This is a genomic window from Natronomonas sp., from assembly GCF_047616845.1.
Classification (GTDB): Archaea; Halobacteriota; Halobacteria; order Halobacteriales; family Haloarculaceae; genus Natronomonas.
Genome location: NZ_JBLGBY010000027.1, coordinates 1 through 14,602, shown reverse-complemented (window position 1 = coordinate 14,602; position 14,602 = coordinate 1). Strand labels below are relative to the sequence as shown.

At 64.1% G+C, this 14,602-nt stretch carries 18 protein-coding genes and 1 pseudogene; 13 read left to right on the top strand and 6 right to left on the bottom strand.

Annotated elements, in window-relative coordinates; translation table 11 throughout:
* The first annotated feature begins 117 nt into the window (after window positions 1–117).
* A complete protein-coding gene (locus ACI8UR_RS07050) occupies window positions 118–783 on the top strand; it encodes a LysE family translocator (protein ID WP_411713772.1) in 666 nt (221 codons plus the stop codon).
* Here the strand turns inward: ACI8UR_RS07050 and ACI8UR_RS07045 are convergent.
* Window positions 780–1,478, bottom strand: coding sequence for an HD domain-containing protein (locus tag ACI8UR_RS07045; protein ID WP_411713771.1), 699 nt, complete (start codon window positions 1,476–1,478; stop codon window positions 780–782). The genes ACI8UR_RS07050 and ACI8UR_RS07045 overlap by 4 nt on opposite strands.
* A gap of 752 nt (window positions 1,479–2,230) precedes the next feature.
* Between ACI8UR_RS07045 and ACI8UR_RS07040 the strand changes: the two genes are divergently transcribed.
* Both ACI8UR_RS07040 and ACI8UR_RS07035 read left to right on the top strand, forming a co-directional pair.
* Window positions 2,231–2,953 carry a GNAT family N-acetyltransferase gene (locus tag ACI8UR_RS07040; protein WP_411713770.1) on the top strand — a complete coding sequence of 241 codons (723 nt, stop codon included), beginning with the start codon at window positions 2,231–2,233 and terminating at the stop codon, window positions 2,951–2,953.
* A 143-nt stretch (window positions 2,954–3,096) separates the two neighbouring features.
* A complete protein-coding gene (locus ACI8UR_RS07035) occupies window positions 3,097–4,131 on the top strand; it encodes a PhoU domain-containing protein (protein WP_411713769.1) in 1,035 nt (344 codons plus the stop codon).
* Window positions 4,132–4,469: 338 nt separating this feature from the next.
* Here ACI8UR_RS07035 and ACI8UR_RS07030 read toward each other — a convergent pair whose 3' ends face one another.
* Together ACI8UR_RS07030 and ACI8UR_RS07025 are read right to left on the bottom strand one after the other, a co-directional pair.
* A complete protein-coding gene (locus ACI8UR_RS07030) occupies window positions 4,470–4,760 on the bottom strand; it encodes a hypothetical protein (protein ID WP_411713768.1) in 291 nt (96 codons plus the stop codon).
* A gap of 172 nt (window positions 4,761–4,932) precedes the next feature.
* Window positions 4,933–6,057, bottom strand: a complete 1,125-nt coding sequence (locus tag ACI8UR_RS07025; RefSeq protein WP_411713767.1) for an LEA type 2 family protein — start codon at window positions 6,055–6,057, stop codon at window positions 4,933–4,935.
* A gap of 115 nt (window positions 6,058–6,172) precedes the next feature.
* Here ACI8UR_RS07025 and ACI8UR_RS07020 point away from each other — a divergent pair, with 115 nt between their 5' ends.
* The 4 genes from ACI8UR_RS07020 to ACI8UR_RS07005 all read left to right on the top strand — a co-directional run bounded on the left by ACI8UR_RS07020 (window position 6,173) and on the right by ACI8UR_RS07005 (window position 7,930).
* Window positions 6,173–6,361: a hypothetical protein gene (locus ACI8UR_RS07020; protein ID WP_411713766.1), complete on the top strand. Its 189-nt coding sequence runs from the start codon at window positions 6,173–6,175 to the stop codon at window positions 6,359–6,361.
* A gap of 38 nt (window positions 6,362–6,399) precedes the next feature.
* Entirely contained in the window at window positions 6,400–6,624 is a 225-nt protein-coding gene (locus ACI8UR_RS07015) for a hypothetical protein (protein ID WP_411713765.1), read from the top strand.
* Between the two features lie 80 nt (window positions 6,625–6,704).
* Window positions 6,705–7,127, top strand: a complete 423-nt coding sequence (locus tag ACI8UR_RS07010) for a CoxG family protein (protein WP_411713764.1) — start codon at window positions 6,705–6,707, stop codon at window positions 7,125–7,127.
* Window positions 7,124–7,930, top strand: coding sequence for a nitrilase-related carbon-nitrogen hydrolase (locus tag ACI8UR_RS07005; RefSeq protein ID WP_411713763.1), 807 nt, complete (start codon window positions 7,124–7,126; stop codon window positions 7,928–7,930). Before ACI8UR_RS07010 ends, ACI8UR_RS07005 begins: the two co-directional genes overlap by 4 nt.
* 210 nt (window positions 7,931–8,140) lie before the next feature.
* On the opposite strand, the gene ACI8UR_RS07000 is transcribed toward ACI8UR_RS07005, so the two are convergent.
* A complete protein-coding gene (locus ACI8UR_RS07000; protein WP_411713762.1) occupies window positions 8,141–9,703 on the bottom strand; it encodes an aldehyde dehydrogenase family protein in 1,563 nt (520 codons plus the stop codon).
* Window positions 9,704–9,788: 85 nt separating this feature from the next.
* On the opposite strand from ACI8UR_RS07000, the gene ACI8UR_RS06995 reads away from it, so the two are divergent.
* On the top strand, window positions 9,789–10,808 hold the full coding sequence (locus ACI8UR_RS06995) for a DUF5787 family protein (RefSeq protein WP_411713761.1): 1,020 nt from the start codon (window positions 9,789–9,791) through the stop codon (window positions 10,806–10,808).
* Between the two features lie 10 nt (window positions 10,809–10,818).
* Here the strand turns inward: ACI8UR_RS06995 and ACI8UR_RS06990 are convergent, their stop codons facing one another.
* A complete protein-coding gene (locus ACI8UR_RS06990; RefSeq protein ID WP_411713760.1) occupies window positions 10,819–11,304 on the bottom strand; it encodes a DUF5797 family protein in 486 nt (161 codons plus the stop codon).
* An 89-nt stretch (window positions 11,305–11,393) separates the two neighbouring features.
* Between ACI8UR_RS06990 and ACI8UR_RS06985 the strand changes: the two genes are divergently transcribed.
* Both ACI8UR_RS06985 and ACI8UR_RS06980 read left to right on the top strand, forming a co-directional pair.
* Window positions 11,394–12,140: an enoyl-CoA hydratase/isomerase family protein gene (locus ACI8UR_RS06985; RefSeq protein ID WP_411713759.1), complete on the top strand. Its 747-nt coding sequence runs from the start codon at window positions 11,394–11,396 to the stop codon at window positions 12,138–12,140.
* Window positions 12,141–12,468: 328 nt separating this feature from the next.
* Window positions 12,469–12,690 carry a hypothetical protein gene (locus ACI8UR_RS06980; protein ID WP_411713758.1) on the top strand — a complete coding sequence of 74 codons (222 nt, stop codon included), beginning with the start codon at window positions 12,469–12,471 and terminating at the stop codon, window positions 12,688–12,690.
* 3 nt (window positions 12,691–12,693) lie between these two features.
* On the opposite strand, the gene ACI8UR_RS06975 is transcribed toward ACI8UR_RS06980, so the two are convergent.
* Complete coding sequence (locus tag ACI8UR_RS06975) at window positions 12,694–13,986, bottom strand: MFS transporter (RefSeq protein ID WP_415087708.1); 1,293 nt, start codon at window positions 13,984–13,986, stop codon at window positions 12,694–12,696.
* Between the two features lie 87 nt (window positions 13,987–14,073).
* On the opposite strand from ACI8UR_RS06975, the gene ACI8UR_RS06970 reads away from it, so the two are divergent.
* The 3 genes and pseudogenes from ACI8UR_RS06970 to ACI8UR_RS06960 all read left to right on the top strand — a co-directional run.
* A complete protein-coding gene (locus ACI8UR_RS06970) occupies window positions 14,074–14,199 on the top strand; it encodes a hypothetical protein (RefSeq protein ID WP_411716434.1) in 126 nt (41 codons plus the stop codon).
* 68 nt (window positions 14,200–14,267) lie between these two features.
* Window positions 14,268–14,441 (top strand): hypothetical protein, encoded by a 174-nt coding sequence (locus ACI8UR_RS06965; RefSeq protein WP_411716433.1) that lies wholly within the window; start codon window positions 14,268–14,270, stop codon window positions 14,439–14,441.
* Between the two features lie 38 nt (window positions 14,442–14,479).
* Window positions 14,480–14,602, top strand: a pseudogene (locus ACI8UR_RS06960) (transcription factor S); the annotation flags it as partial.

Below are 14,602 nucleotides of genomic sequence, written 5' to 3'. Positions count from 1 at the left end.
ACCCCCTCCGGCGTCTTGATGAAGTAAGTGAACGACTCGCTGTGGGACGGTTCCTGGCCATGTCACGAACTCTCATCACGCTACGCTTTTGTCGTCAACCACGAAACGACGCATTGCATGACGCTCGTGTCGACGTTCCTCGCGGGGGTCGTCTTCGGGCTCGCGCTCGCCGCGCCGCCGGGGCCGATGAACGCCATCATCGCCGAGGAATCGGTGCTCCGTGGGTGGCCGTCCGGATTCAAAGCGGGCCTCGGGGCGATGACGGCCGACCTCGTCTTCCTGGGATTGGCGCTATTCGGTGCCGTCGCCGTCATCGAGCGGGCGCCGACAGTCCGGAACGTGATGGTCGCCGTCGGCGGTGTGCTGATGCTGTATTTCGCCTACGGTGCCGCAATGGGTGCAAAAGAGCGTTTCAGGGCGACGACCGAGGGCGAGAGCCACGGCTTCTCGAAGGCGTTCGTACTCGCGCTGACGAATCCCTATCAGATTCTCTTCTGGCTCACGGTCGGCGTCGGGCTGTTGGCGCCGGGACGTATCGACGTGCTCGCGTACGCGACGGACGCGCTTTCGGGTCTCGTCGTCGTCGAGACAGGTCATCCGGCGCTGCTCGCGGGACTGTTCGGCGGGATTGTCGTCTGGATAATGGGGTTTCCGGCGGCACTCGTCGCCGCGGAGAAACGAAGCGAGGCGCTGGCGCCGGTCGTCGCTATCGGCAGCGCGTTCCTGCTGGCGCTTTTCGGCGTCTACTTCCTCTATGACGCCGCGAACGGCTTCCTGGCCTAGACATCGAGGTCGGGCATCGCTTCGGGCTCCATCCCGGTGACCTCGCTTTCGAGCCACTGTTTGAACCACCGGACGCGCTTGATGCGCTGGTGGGCGATGCTTTCGGCGGTGTCCGACCGCACCCGCGAGATGGCGTCTTCACCGCGTTCGAGCACGCGGCCGACCATCTCGTTCGCATCCATGTGGGTGCGTGCCTCATAGCCCATCCGGAGCAACATCAGGGTCGTTCCGTTCGCGCCGACTTTATCGAGCAGGTCGGCCTCCATGAGACAGCGCGTCTCGAGAGGTACCTCGTCGAGGTCGCCCTGAAACGAGTGCGTCTCGACGGCGTCACAGACCTGCTCGATGAACGACTCGGGGTAGTCGGTGCGCGAGCGGAGGTACTCGCGAGCGACGCGGGCGCCCGCCTCCGCGTGGACGTCCTGTTCGGCTTCCAGTTTCGCGATATCGTGGAAGAGAGCGGCAACGCGCGTCACGTCGATGTTCGCGCCCTCCTTCTCCGCGATCCGGGTCGCCAGTTCTGCCACGTTGCGGATGTGGTTGTAGCGGTACTCCGCGGAGTGCCACGGATACCACCGCATCCGGCCGCCTTCCTCTTCACTCTCCACGCTGGCGGCGAGATAGTCGTGGACGAACTCCTTCATGTCCTCGAACTCGTCTTCGGAGACTGGCGATTCCCTGATTTCAACACCCATGTATCCACCTCCGGGCGAACGGGTCGTATGCGTCGGTCATCTTACCCGAAAAAAGGTCGGTTCGACTCTTTAGACTTACGACACCCTCGGTTGGAGTTCTATCATTGATTCTTTCATGTATGAAGAAGCAAATGGAACATTGGGTATCGGCTTTCAGAAGCGTTAGCCTCGGTATCTCCAACCACGTATAACTGTGTCATGGGTATATACGGCTGCCGACGGTCTCATATCCACGAACCGCCTCCGTTCGGGTGTATGATGCTTCCGACGCATGCGCTCGTGGGGCTTGCACTCGCCGCCCCGCTTGCGCTGTACGCGCCCGGACTCGCCCCTGCAGCCCTGCTGGGCGCTCTCGTCGGCGGTGTGCTCCCCGACCTCGATATGTACGCGGGCCACCGGAAGACGCTCCACTACCCGACGCTGTACCCGGTGGCTGCCATCCCGGCGGCGCTCGCGGCGTTCGTCTGGACGACGCCGGTGAGCGTCGCCGTTGCTTTCGTCCTCTTTGCGGCCGCCGTCCACTGCCGGATGGATGTCTACGGCGGCGGGCTGGAACTTCAGACAGGCCCTCCCGAAGGACGCGATCCCGAGCGTCGACAACCCGACGTTCGGCGACCGATACGACGGCGACGCGTTCGTTCTAATTCTAAACCGTCGCCGGTGTTCCGACATCGCGCTGTCCAACTGCACGTTCGTACAAGATTCGCGCCTGGCGTTCGGTTTTATGGCACCTCCCTGTGTAACAGTTGCACATGGAAGTTCGCGAAGCCACGGCGGACGACGGCCCGGCAGTACGATCTATCGCGCTGCGGTCGATGGAAGCGTCCTACTCGCTCAGTCCGAGCACGATCGAGGGCGCCATCCGGCAGTGGTACGGCGTCGATAGCTTCACCGAGAAGCTCGAAGACGACGATGTTCTTCTGCTCGTCGCCGAGAAGGACGGCGAGCCGGTTGCCTTCTCCGAGAGCGTCCTCGTTGACGACCGCGGCGACATCCACTGGCTGCACGTCGCTGCGATGCACCGCGGCGAGGGCATCGGCCAGCAACTCTACGAGGAGACCCGCGAGCGGCTCGAGGACGCCGGCGCTGACCGGATTCGCGGGCTCGTCCTCGCGATGAACTCAGGAGGCAACCGCTTCTGGGAGAACCGTGGGCTCACGAAAGTCGGCGAGGGAACGGTCGAGATTGACGGCACCGCGTTCGTCGAGAACATCTACGTCGACGCGGACGCGGTCGAACTCCAGCCGGTCGTCGTCGACGACCGAGAGCTGTACATCGACCGAACCGACTCCGACCGCGGCTCCGACGGTGCCTTCTACACCGTCTACACCGACGAGGAGCGAGACAGCCAGTACGGCTACTACTGTGGAGCGTGTGACTCGCTCGCCACGTCGATGGACTCGATGGGGCGGCTGGTCTGTGACGAGTGTGGAAACCAGCTGAAGCCGACGCGGTGGGACGCAGCCTACATGTAGGCCGCCCCGTCGCTATCGACCCGCGCTGAATCTGACTAAGGTTCCCCGTCACTGACAGTCGATCCTGACACAATATTATTGCTCGCGCTCGTATGGGGGCGTGTATAGTGAATATTAAGGTCGCCGGGCGCCAGAGTGACAGTATGGAAACACGCAAGGTGCAGCGGCTGGGGCCGTCGACGCTGGCGATGACCCTGCCCGCCGAGTGGGCGAAAGAGCAGGACGTCGAGAAGGGCGATGAGGTATCGCTCCGGATGGGCAGCAAGGGCACGTTGACGGTCTTGCCCGAATCCGTCCAGCAGGAGGAAAGCGAGGCGGTCATCCACGCCCAGAACCTCGATGCCGACGCCGTCGAGCGCGCCATCGTCGCACAGTACGTGCTCGGGCGCCGTATCATCCACGTCGAGGTCGAGGAGGGTGGCACCCTCGATTCCGCCCAGATCAACGCCGTCTACAACGCCGAAACCCAGCTCATGGGGCTCGGCGTCATCGAGGAGACGCCCGAACGCATCGCCATCCGGTGTTCGGTCGACCCCGAGGACTTCACGCTCGATAACCTCCTTGAACGGCTGGAGTCGACCGGCTCGACGATGCGAAACGAGGCTATCAAGGCGCTTGCCCACGGCAATCCCGACCTTGCCCAGCGAGCGCTCAACCGCGAACGACAGGCGAACAAGATTTTCGTCCTCCTGCTGCGACTCATCTTCACCGCCTACCAGAACCCCAATCTCGCGCGCGCGGTCGGCCTCGACTCGGGCTTCCCGCTCATCGGCTACCGTTCCATCGCGAAGAACCTCGAACTCACCGCCGACAACGCCGAGGACATTGCCGAGATCGTCTTGGAGACGGAGGGGCACTCGCTCAACGTCGACCAGGCGACCATGCGCCGCATCCGGGAGTTCACCGACCAGGTCAACGAGATCACCGAACTCGGCGTCCGGGCCGCCGTCGAGCGCGACTACGACATGGCCATCGAGACCCGCGAGAAGTTCGCCGAGGTTCGCAACCGCGAAATCGAGATTCTCGACGACCTCGAGGAGATGCCGAACGAAGACCTCCTTCGCGTGCGTGAAGTGCTCGTCAGTCTCGGCCAGACCGCCCAGTACGCCGTCCGGAACGCCGAAATCGCGACGAACCTCGCGCTGAACGAACAGAGCGAGCACGTGAGTATCACGTAAACCCACTTTTTGCACGCGAGGCCGGGTCGCCGCGGGCGACCACGGCCTCGCGGCAAAAACTTGGGGAAAATATGCGCGAGCGCCTCCCTCAGGAAGACTCGCTTCGCTCGTCTTCCACGGATCTCGCTCGCTCCGCTCGCGAGATTGCCGCGGCGCCTCCGGCGCCGCGTTAGTCGGCTCTCGCTACGGCGACTCGCTTCGCTCGTCGCCGGGAACCGCGCTCGCTGCGCTCGCGCGGATGCTCGTAACAGGATTTCTTTGACTGGATTCTGCGAGACTGAGCTACCGTATCCAGCTTGCGTATCGAATCGATTTGTTGAGGATTGAATCCCGTCTGCTCAGAGTTCGAATATCGTCGTGTATTCGTCGCCTTGCCAGTCGATTTCTGTCGCGATAAGCCGTTCCGGGATTGACTCGAAAGTGATTCGAGCCTCGTACCCGTCAATCCCAAGTGCGTCACCGAGTCCGATTGTCCCCGCCCAGTGGTTGCTGACGATGAACGTCAGCGTATCCGCGTCGCTATCGTATCGTACGTCCTCGATACCGGCTTCGTTGTCCGTATCTCCAACCGCCAACACTCCTCTGATCTGGATGGTTCGCTCATCGATTTGTTCGATAAGTGGGCCCATCCCAGTGTGCGGTTCTTCACCAGGATGCGTCGGCTGATCGTTTGAGAACTCAATGTTGGTCACCGGCCCCGGTTCCGGCGGGCCCCTGAGTGTGGCAATACCAGCAACACCCCCAGCGATACCCACAGCGCCTGCCAACCCCTTCAGGGCGGTTCGACGTTCCATAGTACGCTCAGATGAGGTCGTCGGTCGGCGTCGGGGTCGAATCGTCGCCCGGTGTCGGCGTCGGCGTGTCGATGATACCGCCATCGGTCGGTGTCGGTGTGGTGGTCGGCGTGGGTGTCGCCTCTCCGCTCGGTGTCGGCGTTGCCTGCCCACTGCCACCGCCGCTTGCGTTCTTGTTCCCGAAGATGTCCGTCTCGATGGTCTCCTCATAGGTGAGTCGGTCGAGCGGGACGCGAATCGTGTTCCCAGTCGGGAGCTCAACGCGGGCGTAAAACTCGATTTTGAGGTTCGTCACCTGGTCGTTGCGGAGGTGTGAGACCCACCACTCGTCGAGTTTCTGGTTGCGGATGATGGCCTGAGCCTGGAGCGTCTTGGTGTCCCCGCCGGGGATGACGTAGGAATTGTCGGTCGTGCCCTCACCGACGTTGAGGTCGTTCATCGTGATCTCGTAACCGAGTTCGGTGATGACGTACGGCTCCAGTTGCGGATTGTACACCTGGAACTGCATGCCGATGGGCGTCTCCGTGTTCGTTGCCTGTCCCCAGTCGGCGCGGGTGCGGTTGATGTAGAGGATCGGATTGCTCGCCGTCGGCGGCGTGTTCTCGGCGTTGACGGGCCGCGTTTTATCGGAGTTGAACTCCCCGATGATGTTCGTCTTGACGTTCCGTTCCTGGGTGAGGTCGAACTGCCGTTCGCCGAGCACCGATGTCTCGACGGTGGCGTTGATGGTGACGGTCGTCTGCTCACCGTTGTTGATGTGGCTGGCCCACCACGGCGGAATCTGGCCGTTGTCCATCTTCGTGGTGAACGCCTCGGTCGAGTTACCGGTCGTGATCGAGAGTCCCTGACCGCCGCCCTCAGCCATCGGCACGTCGTTCATCCGAACGGTGTAGTTGATGGTCGTTCCGCCGAGCTGCACGCCGACAGGGTTCGGATTGTAGATGGTGAGGTTCGTGTTGATGACCGTCGTCTCCTCGGTCACCTCGCCGAAGCCGTTGTCGACGCCTTCGACCGACGGTGCGCCGATGGCGCCGAACGCGACGGCGCCGACCAGCGACGCCGCCAAAACGCCGACGACTGCGGCCGCGACTTTCAGCTTCGCGAACCCGAGCAACCCGCGGTCGGATGTCATTGGTATTTCATTCGACGGGAGCGCTCCGCATATATGCTATGGCCTCGGCCGACGGCGCGTGGTGCCGCGGCGCCGGAACGGCGGGATTTATGTTCGCCGTGCCGTACGGCCGGGTATGGAAACAGCCGCTTCAACGGACATGCGTGTCGGATTCCCGCTAGTGTTCGGCGTCATTGCCGTGCTCGGTGCGATCGCCATGACGGTTTTCGGTATCACCGGTGACCAACTCGCCTCCGGACTGGCTTTCGCGGCCGCGATGGTGGCCGGGTCGCTGTCGGTCGCCGCCTACCACGTCTATTCCTGAAGGAAGGGTCTTAAGCCGCTCGCGCCCCTATGTCGGGTATGAGCGAACTGAGCAAGGAGGACGAGCGCATCCTCGGCTATCTCCGGGAGCGCGCCGCAGGTGGTGACCAGTACTTCCGCGCGAAGAACATCGCCGATGCCATCGGGCTCACCGCAAAGCAGGTCGGCGCGCGCCTGCCGCGTCTCGCCGAACACTCCGAGGACGTCGACATCGAGAAGTGGTCGCGCGCGCGCTCGACGACGTGGCGTGTCACTCCCGAATAACGTGGCGTGTCATTCCCGAGTACCGCTGCAGAGGCCGCCGCAAGAGCCGACCTTTTAACCACCCCACACGACGTTTCCGTATGACTGTTCGCGTCGAGCGCTCCTTCGAGTTGCCCGCATCGCAGGCGGAGGTGTGGGAGTTCATCGCCGACCCGGAAAAGCGGGCCCGCCCAATAAGCGTCGTCGAGGATTTCGAGACGACCGGGGAGACGACCGCCATCTGGCACGTGAAGCTCCCGATTCCGCGGATCAATCGTACCATCACTGTCGAGACGCAGGACATCCGACGCGAGGAGCCGCGATACGTGAAGTTCACCGGTCGCTCGAAAGCCATGAACGTCCAGGGCGAGCACACGCTGGAATCGACTGACACCGGCACGCGCGTGATCAACGTGTTCGTCGTCGACGGCCGGCTCCCCGGCGTCGAGACGTACTTCAAACGGAAACTCGACGACGAACTCAAGAACCTCGAGAACGCGATTCGGGACGACCTCGACGTATGAGACTCGCACTCGCCCAACTCGAAATCGAGGCGGCCGACGTGGAGGGGAACCTCGGCCGCGCGGTCGATGCCGTCGCGACTGCCGCAGAGGCCGGTGCCGACTGCGTTGCGCTGCCGGAGATATTCGATGTCGGCTACTTCGCATTCGATTCCTACGCGCGCAACGCCGAACCGCTGGGCGGAGACACCCATCGCCGGATTCGCGAGGCAGCTATCGAACACGGCGTGGCCGTCCTCGCGGGCACCGTCGTCGAAGACCTGGCGGCCTCCGCCGCGGCAGGCGAGGACGTGCCGGCCGAGCATGGCCTCGCGAACACCGCCGCCCTCTTCGACTCGGACGGCAAGCGCCGGCTCGTCTACCGGAAGCACCACCTCTTCGGCTACGACTCCGCGGAGGCCGAACTCCTCGTGCCCGGTGAGGCGACGCGAACCGCCGACGTTTGCGGGCACACCGTTGGCGTCACGACCTGTTATGACCTCCGATTCCCCGAACTCTACCGACAACTGCTCGATGAGGGGGTCACGATGACGCTCGTCCCGAGCGCGTGGCCGTCCCCCCGCGTCGAACACTGGAAGCTCCTGCCGCGGGCCCGTGCCGTCGAGAACCTCATGTACGTCGGCGCGGTCAACGGCGCCGCCACCTTCGAGGAGGCGACGCTCGTCGGCCGCTCGACCGTCTACGACCCGTGGGGAACACCCGTGGCGGCTTCGGACGACGACCCGACCATCGTGTACGCCGACTGTGACCCTGCCCAGGTTGAGGCGGTTCGCGAGGAATTCCCCGCCCTCGGCGACCGTCGATAATCCCACATTGGGCGCGGGCGAAACAAGGGTTTATCAGGGAGCCCGCTGTATGTATACATGCCAGAACGACGCTTTTCTCGTCGTGACGGCACAACACAACGCCCGCCGCAAGCCCGTCCACCCACCCAAGCCGGGTCCGCCCGGTGCCCGGCTACCCACCTCGTCCACTCCTCACCGCTCCCGTCTTCGAACCCGACACCCAAGGAGTGATTACTCCTCTTCGGTTTTGATGTCCGCGGAGAGGCCCTGTGCCATCTCGATTTCCGTGCTGTTGTTCAGCGTCCAGGCCGTCCGCTCGGTGACGGTTTCGATGGCCTCGCGGGCGTGCGGTTGGCCCTGTCCGGATTTCTTGACACCACCGAACGGGAGCTGCACTTCCGCGCCGATGCAGGGAAGATTGCCGTACGCGAGGCCGGCCTCGCCGCGGTCGCGGTAGCGGTTTATCTGCCGGTAATCCTCGCTGACGACGGCGCCAGCCAGCCCATACGGGACGTCGTTGTGCAACTCGATTGCGTGGTCGATGTCGCCGTCGTACTCGATGAGGGCGACGTGGGGGCCGAACACCTCTTCCTTCAGACACCGCAACTCGGAGTCGTAATCGATTTCGTAAACGAACGGCCCGACCCAGTGGCCGTTCGCGTAGCTCCCGCGACGCTCACTATCGGCGGCAGCAGCTGCCCCCTCCTCGTGGCCGTCCGGAATCTCCTCGGGGCCGAGCTCCTCGCGGTCGACGAGGACGTTCGCGCCCTCCTCGCGCGCGAGATCGTTGTAGCGGCTGAACTTCTCGATTTGGTCTTCGTCCACAACTGGCCCCATGAAGGTATCCTCCTCGAGGGGGTCGCCGACGGCGATTTTCTCGGCCACGTTGACGAACCGCGCTTTGAACTCGTCGTAGACGTCGGTGTGGACGATGAGTCGTTCCGAGGAGACACAGCGCTGGCCCGTCGTCTTGAACGACGACATGACCGCCGAATGAACGGCGATGTCGAGGTCTGCGTTCTCCGTGATGACGATGGCGTTTTTCCCGCCCATCTCACATGAGGTGTTCTTGTCGGGGTCGTTGGCGACCTGCTGTGCGACCGTGTGGCCGACCTCGGCGCTGCCGGTGAAAAGCACCGTATCGACGCGGTCGCTGTCGACGATGGCGGCGCCGGCATCGCCGAACCCCTGTACCATGTTGAACACGCCGTCCGGGATGCCCGTCTCGTCGAACATCTCGGCGATGACCTGCCCGCACCACGGCGTCTGTTCGGCGGGCTTCCAGACGACGGTGTTGCCCTCCACCAGCGAGACGGCCATATGCCAGAACGGAATCGCGACGGGGAAGTTCCACGGCGTGATACAGCCGACGACGCCGCGAGGCTTCCGGCGCATGTAGGCGTCCTTCGACGGGATTTCGCTCGGCACGACGTCGCCGTGGGGATGCCGTGCGTTGCCGGCGGCCCACTCGACCATGTGCCAGGCTTCGGTCACGTCGGCCTTCCCCTCCGAAATCTCCTTGCCGCACTCTTTCGTGACGACTTCGCCCAGTTCCTCGTGTCGGTCGCGGAGCTCGTGGTAGATCGCCCAGAGGTACTCCGCACGGTCGATGTACGAGAGTTCGCGCCACTCCTCGGCGGCCGCGTCGGCGGCGGCCGTCGCCAGCCCAACCTCGGTTTCGGTACCCTGTGGGAACGTGCCCAACGGCTCGCCCGTTGCGGGGTTCACGCTTTCGAAGGAACCGCCGTCACCTGCGACCCACTCGCCGTCGATGTAGTGCTCGTACTCCGCCATGCGCAATATTTGCGCACCTGGGGCAAAAATACCCGGGTCGGGGGCTGTCGAACCGCTTACGTCCCACGGCCTCTCACCACGGTTCGTGAAGGAGTTCGGTTTCGAGTTGCGCGTGTGTGCGTGGGCGGAACGACACTGGCAGCCCGCCGACAGCGACGGCATTGCCCTCGTTGCCCGACAGCTCGGCACGCGAAGCCGGCGCTGGGACACCGTCATCATCGAGACGACCCGGGAGGCGCTCGACCACAGAGCCCCCTTCGGCGAGGAGCGTCTCGACTCCGACCTCTTGCACGTCGCCCGACACGCACCTGCTTCCTGGGCGTACTACCGGGAGGCACTCCCCGACCCTGGGTATCCGTGGCGCTACGTTCGTGAGGCAGTCCACCGGGCTGCCGACCGCAGCTTCGTCGAAACGCGGCGCAACGGCAACAAAATCGAACTCCGGCGGCGCTACCGCTATCCCGACTGGATCGACCGCATCGTCGCCATCGAGAACAAGCCGAACCTCGACGCCTCGGCGGCCCGCGTGCTGGCCGAGCAACTGGAACACGACGTGGCGCTCGGGCTGGCCGACGAGGTGTGGCTTGCGACGCGGGCGACCGGCGAGGCGATCGAGCCGGCGCTTCTGGAGGCGATGCCCGTCGAGGTCGGTATCCTCGCCGTTTCGGAGTCGGCAGACGGCTGGCAGGCCGAGCCGGTGTGGCAGCCCCGGTCGCTTTCGGTCGCCACCCCCGGTACGCGCATCCTCGAACGGCCCGACGGCGGCGACCACGACGCCTCCGCGGCCCGCTTCGAATACGCCGCCTCCGAATGGAAGCGGGACAAGCGGCTTGAAATCGCCGAACGCGCCTACGAGCGCGGGTGGCGCTCCTATGCCAACACGATGCGGCCCGACTGCCGACACTTCGAGCTCCGCGAGCCGGCAGGGCCGTTCCCGTGGTGTGCGGCGAAAGGGCGCGAGCAGACGGCTGCGGAGTGTTCGGCTCGCTGTGGGCAGTTCGAGCCCGAACCGCCCGCCTGGCGCTCGAAGGGCTGGCCGATAGCAGGCGGGCCGGGAAAAGCGGTGAAACGGTTGCTCGACGAGCAGCGGCAGCGGCGGCGCTGAGTCGGTACGATTACGCCGAAATCGGGTCGTCCAGCACTTCGACGTCCAGCGTGTCTCGGGCGACGGCGAGCCGGAACGTCGGGACGGTCTTCTGAATCACCTCGACGATACCCTTGTCTTCGAGGCTTCGGAGGGCCGAGCGGACGGCGTCCGGCTCCGTATCCATCCCCGATTCCTCGATGTCGTGAAGCACGGAGACGACGCTTTGGGGCTCCTCGTCGGGGCCGGCCAGCACGTTGACGACCCGCACTTGCAGTTCCGGCACGCGAAGCACCTCTTCGTCGGGGTCGATGCCGACGAGCGTGGCGGCTTCCGGCGTCGCACAGATGAGGCTGTCCTCGTTGCGGTAGTAGTATTCCTTGAGCTCCGATTCCAGATACTGGTGTACCTCGCTGCCGCTGTCCATGCCCCACCGCTCCTGTATCTCGCTGTTCTTCGTCGGCTGCAGGGCGACGAGGTCTGCAAGGCGTGATTTGGCCTCCTCCGAGAGCGTCATTGGGGGTAGTTACGCGCGGTCGGGTACAAAAGTGGGCGGTCTCGGCGCACACACCGAGTCTTATGTCGCCGCCGGCCGTTGGCGAGGATATGAGTTCGGTTCGTCTCGACACCGATAGCGGCGTCGGCACGCTCACCATCGACCGCCAGGAACAGTACAACGCGCTGGATTCGGCGACGCTTGAGGCGCTCGAGAGCGCACTCGAAGAGGCCCGAACCGCGGATATCGGTGCGCTCGTCGTCACCGGCGCCGGTGAGGAATCCTTCTCGGTCGGCGCCGACATCGCCGAGTTGGTCGACGCGTCGGTGCCGGAGGCCGACGCCTACGTCGAACTCGCCCAGCGGGTCACGCGAACGCTCCTCGAGTTCCCGGTGCCGACCATCGCGGCCATCAACGGCTACTGTCTCGGCGGCGGCTGGGAGCTCGCACTCTGTTGTGACATGCGAGTCGCAAGCGAGCGCGCCGTTCTCGGCCACACCGAACTGGATCTGGCCGTCGTGCCGACGTGGGGCGGCATCCGACGACTCGTCCGATTGGTCGGCGACGAAACCGCTCGCAGGCTCGTCTTCTTTGCCGAGCGACTCGATGCCCAGGACGCCTACGAACTCGATCTCGTCGGCGACATTATCGCCCACGGCAACATCGACGAGTACGCCCACGGGCTGGCCGACGACCTGACAGCCCAGCCGACGTTCGCCCTGCAGGGCGCGAAGGAAGCCTTCGAGTACGCCTGGCGTGAACGGGAGGCAGACCTCGGCTTCCAGCGGCGACTGTGGGGCGAACTGTTCGGTACCGACACGCGCCGCGAGGAGATGCGGGAATTCCTCAACCGGTAATGCGAACGGCGCCGTGCGATACTACGCCTCAGTTCCGGGTAGAGGCGATCTACTGAGCATTCAGCGGGGACGTTAGTTATCTTTCAGTTAGGTGATGGTATATTTTCCACACAATATTTTAAACATATGCTCGGAATGACCGGCGGCAAGCGGGTGACCGCCGAGGTGGCGCTCGATAAGAAGCCCTGCGTCCACCATCTCGGCGCGGAGCCGTCGAGTCTCGCTCACCACAGCAAGATCGCCACCGGGCAGGACGAGGCCAACGTCGCCGAATCCTCGGCAGCCATCCTCAACGCACGCTGCTCGACGACGACTCGCTGCACATCCCGTGACCATCCCCTCGCTTATCGTCGCGACGTACGGCGGCGGTACCGGGATGGCCACCCAACAGGAGTGCCTGGAAATCCTCGACTGCGACGGCCCCGGAAACGTCAACAAGCTCGCTGAAATCGCCGCTGCGACCGTTCTGGCCGGCGAGACCTCACTCGGCGCAGCGATTTCGGCGTCCGACTGGGTGACGGGCCACGAATCGCTCGGCCGGGATCGATAGGCATCACTCCCCAAAACCGAACGGGAGTGTCGGCGCCACCGCTCCCTTGAGCGTTTCCTCGACCTGCGTCACGACCAACACGAGCGCCGCCAGCGCAAGCGCCGCGCCGAAGGCGAACGGGACGACGAAGCCGTAGCCGTAGAGGACGCCGGACGCAAGCGGGCCGATGGCGGTTCCGAAGCCGAACGCCATCGTCAACACCGACAGGGTCGTCCCGGATTGGCCCTCCTTTGCGAGGTCGCCGGCCGCGGCCAGTGCGGGCGCGAACACCATTGCGACCGAAATCCCGTGTGCGAGTCGCGCGACGAGCATCGTCCACGGTGAGTGGACGAGGCCCTGTGCGAGCACGGCCGGCGCGAGAATCACAAGTCCGCCAACGAGAAACGGTTTGCGACCGATTCTGTCCGCCGCGCGGCCGATGGGCACCTGCAGGACGACGTTTGCGATGACGACCGCCGAGAACTGGATGCCGAACCAGGTCGGCCCCTGTCCCAGACGGGTGTTGATGGGTTCCTGCAGCGTCGCGAACAGCGCGATGCTGATGGCCATGAACAGCGTTCCGATACCGAGAACGAACACCGGGTCGAACAGCTGCTCATCAGCCTCGTCGAGCACCGAAATCGAGAGGTCATCGGACGCGTCGGCCTCCGCCATCGGTGGCTCCTCGATGAGGATTGTCACGAGCGTGATGCTCACCAACGCGCCGAGGACGGCGACGCCGAATGCCGCGTTGAACCCCGAAAGCGCCATGCCAGCTGGGAGCGAGTAGGGGCCGGCCTGAACGACGAGACCGGCGACGACCGGGCCGAAGCCGAACCCGATGAGTCGGAACGTGTTGAACACGCCGAAGTTGCCGCCGCGCTCGGCGTCGCTTCGAGCCAGGTCGTTCACGAGCGCGATAGTCGTCGGGATGACGAAGGCGCCGCCGAGCCCCTGCAGGCCCCGCACGACCAGCAACGCCTCGTAGGTGTCGACCAGGGCGTACGCGACGCTCGTCACCGCCAACACGCCGAGGCCGAAGAGGATGAAGATCTTCCGCCGACCGGTGCGGTCGGAGAGCCGACCCGTGAACGGCTGTGCGAAACTGTTGAGGAAGCCGAAAAGCGACAGCGCAAAGCCGATGAGGAGTTCGATGGTCAGCGGAATCCCGAGTACCATTCGCCCCTCGAACCCCGGGATGGCGAGTTCGCCGCTGGCGATGTACAGCGGCAACACGATGATGAGAAACGAGTTCGCGACGGCGTCGGCCATCCGCGCCAGCGCCAAGACGACGACTCGTCTGTCCGTCCCGAACATCTACCCGACAGTGTTTCGGAATCCGTATCACCTTTCCGGAGACGGAACGCCGACGGAGCTTTGCGACTGCGCGCCGATACACAGAGCATGGCACGACGTGTCAAGAGCAGTCGGATCAACGCCGCGCTCGAGACGCTGAGCTATCCCCTTTCACGGGAGGTCGCAGCAGCCGAACTCGACGATATGACCGTCGAGTTATACTGCCGGACGTAACTGATTCTCCTATAGAGCTGCTCATCCGGTCTATACTGGGGCAGAGAGGCCATCTACTCGAACGTGTCTTGACGAACGTACGTCCGGCAGTATTAGCCAACGGCGAGAAGAACCTCGGCGAACTCGTCGCCGATCTTGGGAGCGACAATTATCACTCGGTCGATGACCTCCGTGACGAACTGTTCGAGTATCTCCCGGAGGAGGCACTCGGCGAGGTCGGGGAGGCCGAAGGAGAGGGCTGAATCCCGCCGCTTAAATACGCGGCTAGCCCACTGATGGTATGGAGTTTTGCGACGAGTGCGGCTCGATGATGCACGGCGAAGACGGGTCGTGGATCTGCCGTTCCTGTGGCTTCGAGAAGGCCAAAGGCGACGATGAATCGGATATGACAACAACGGAAGGG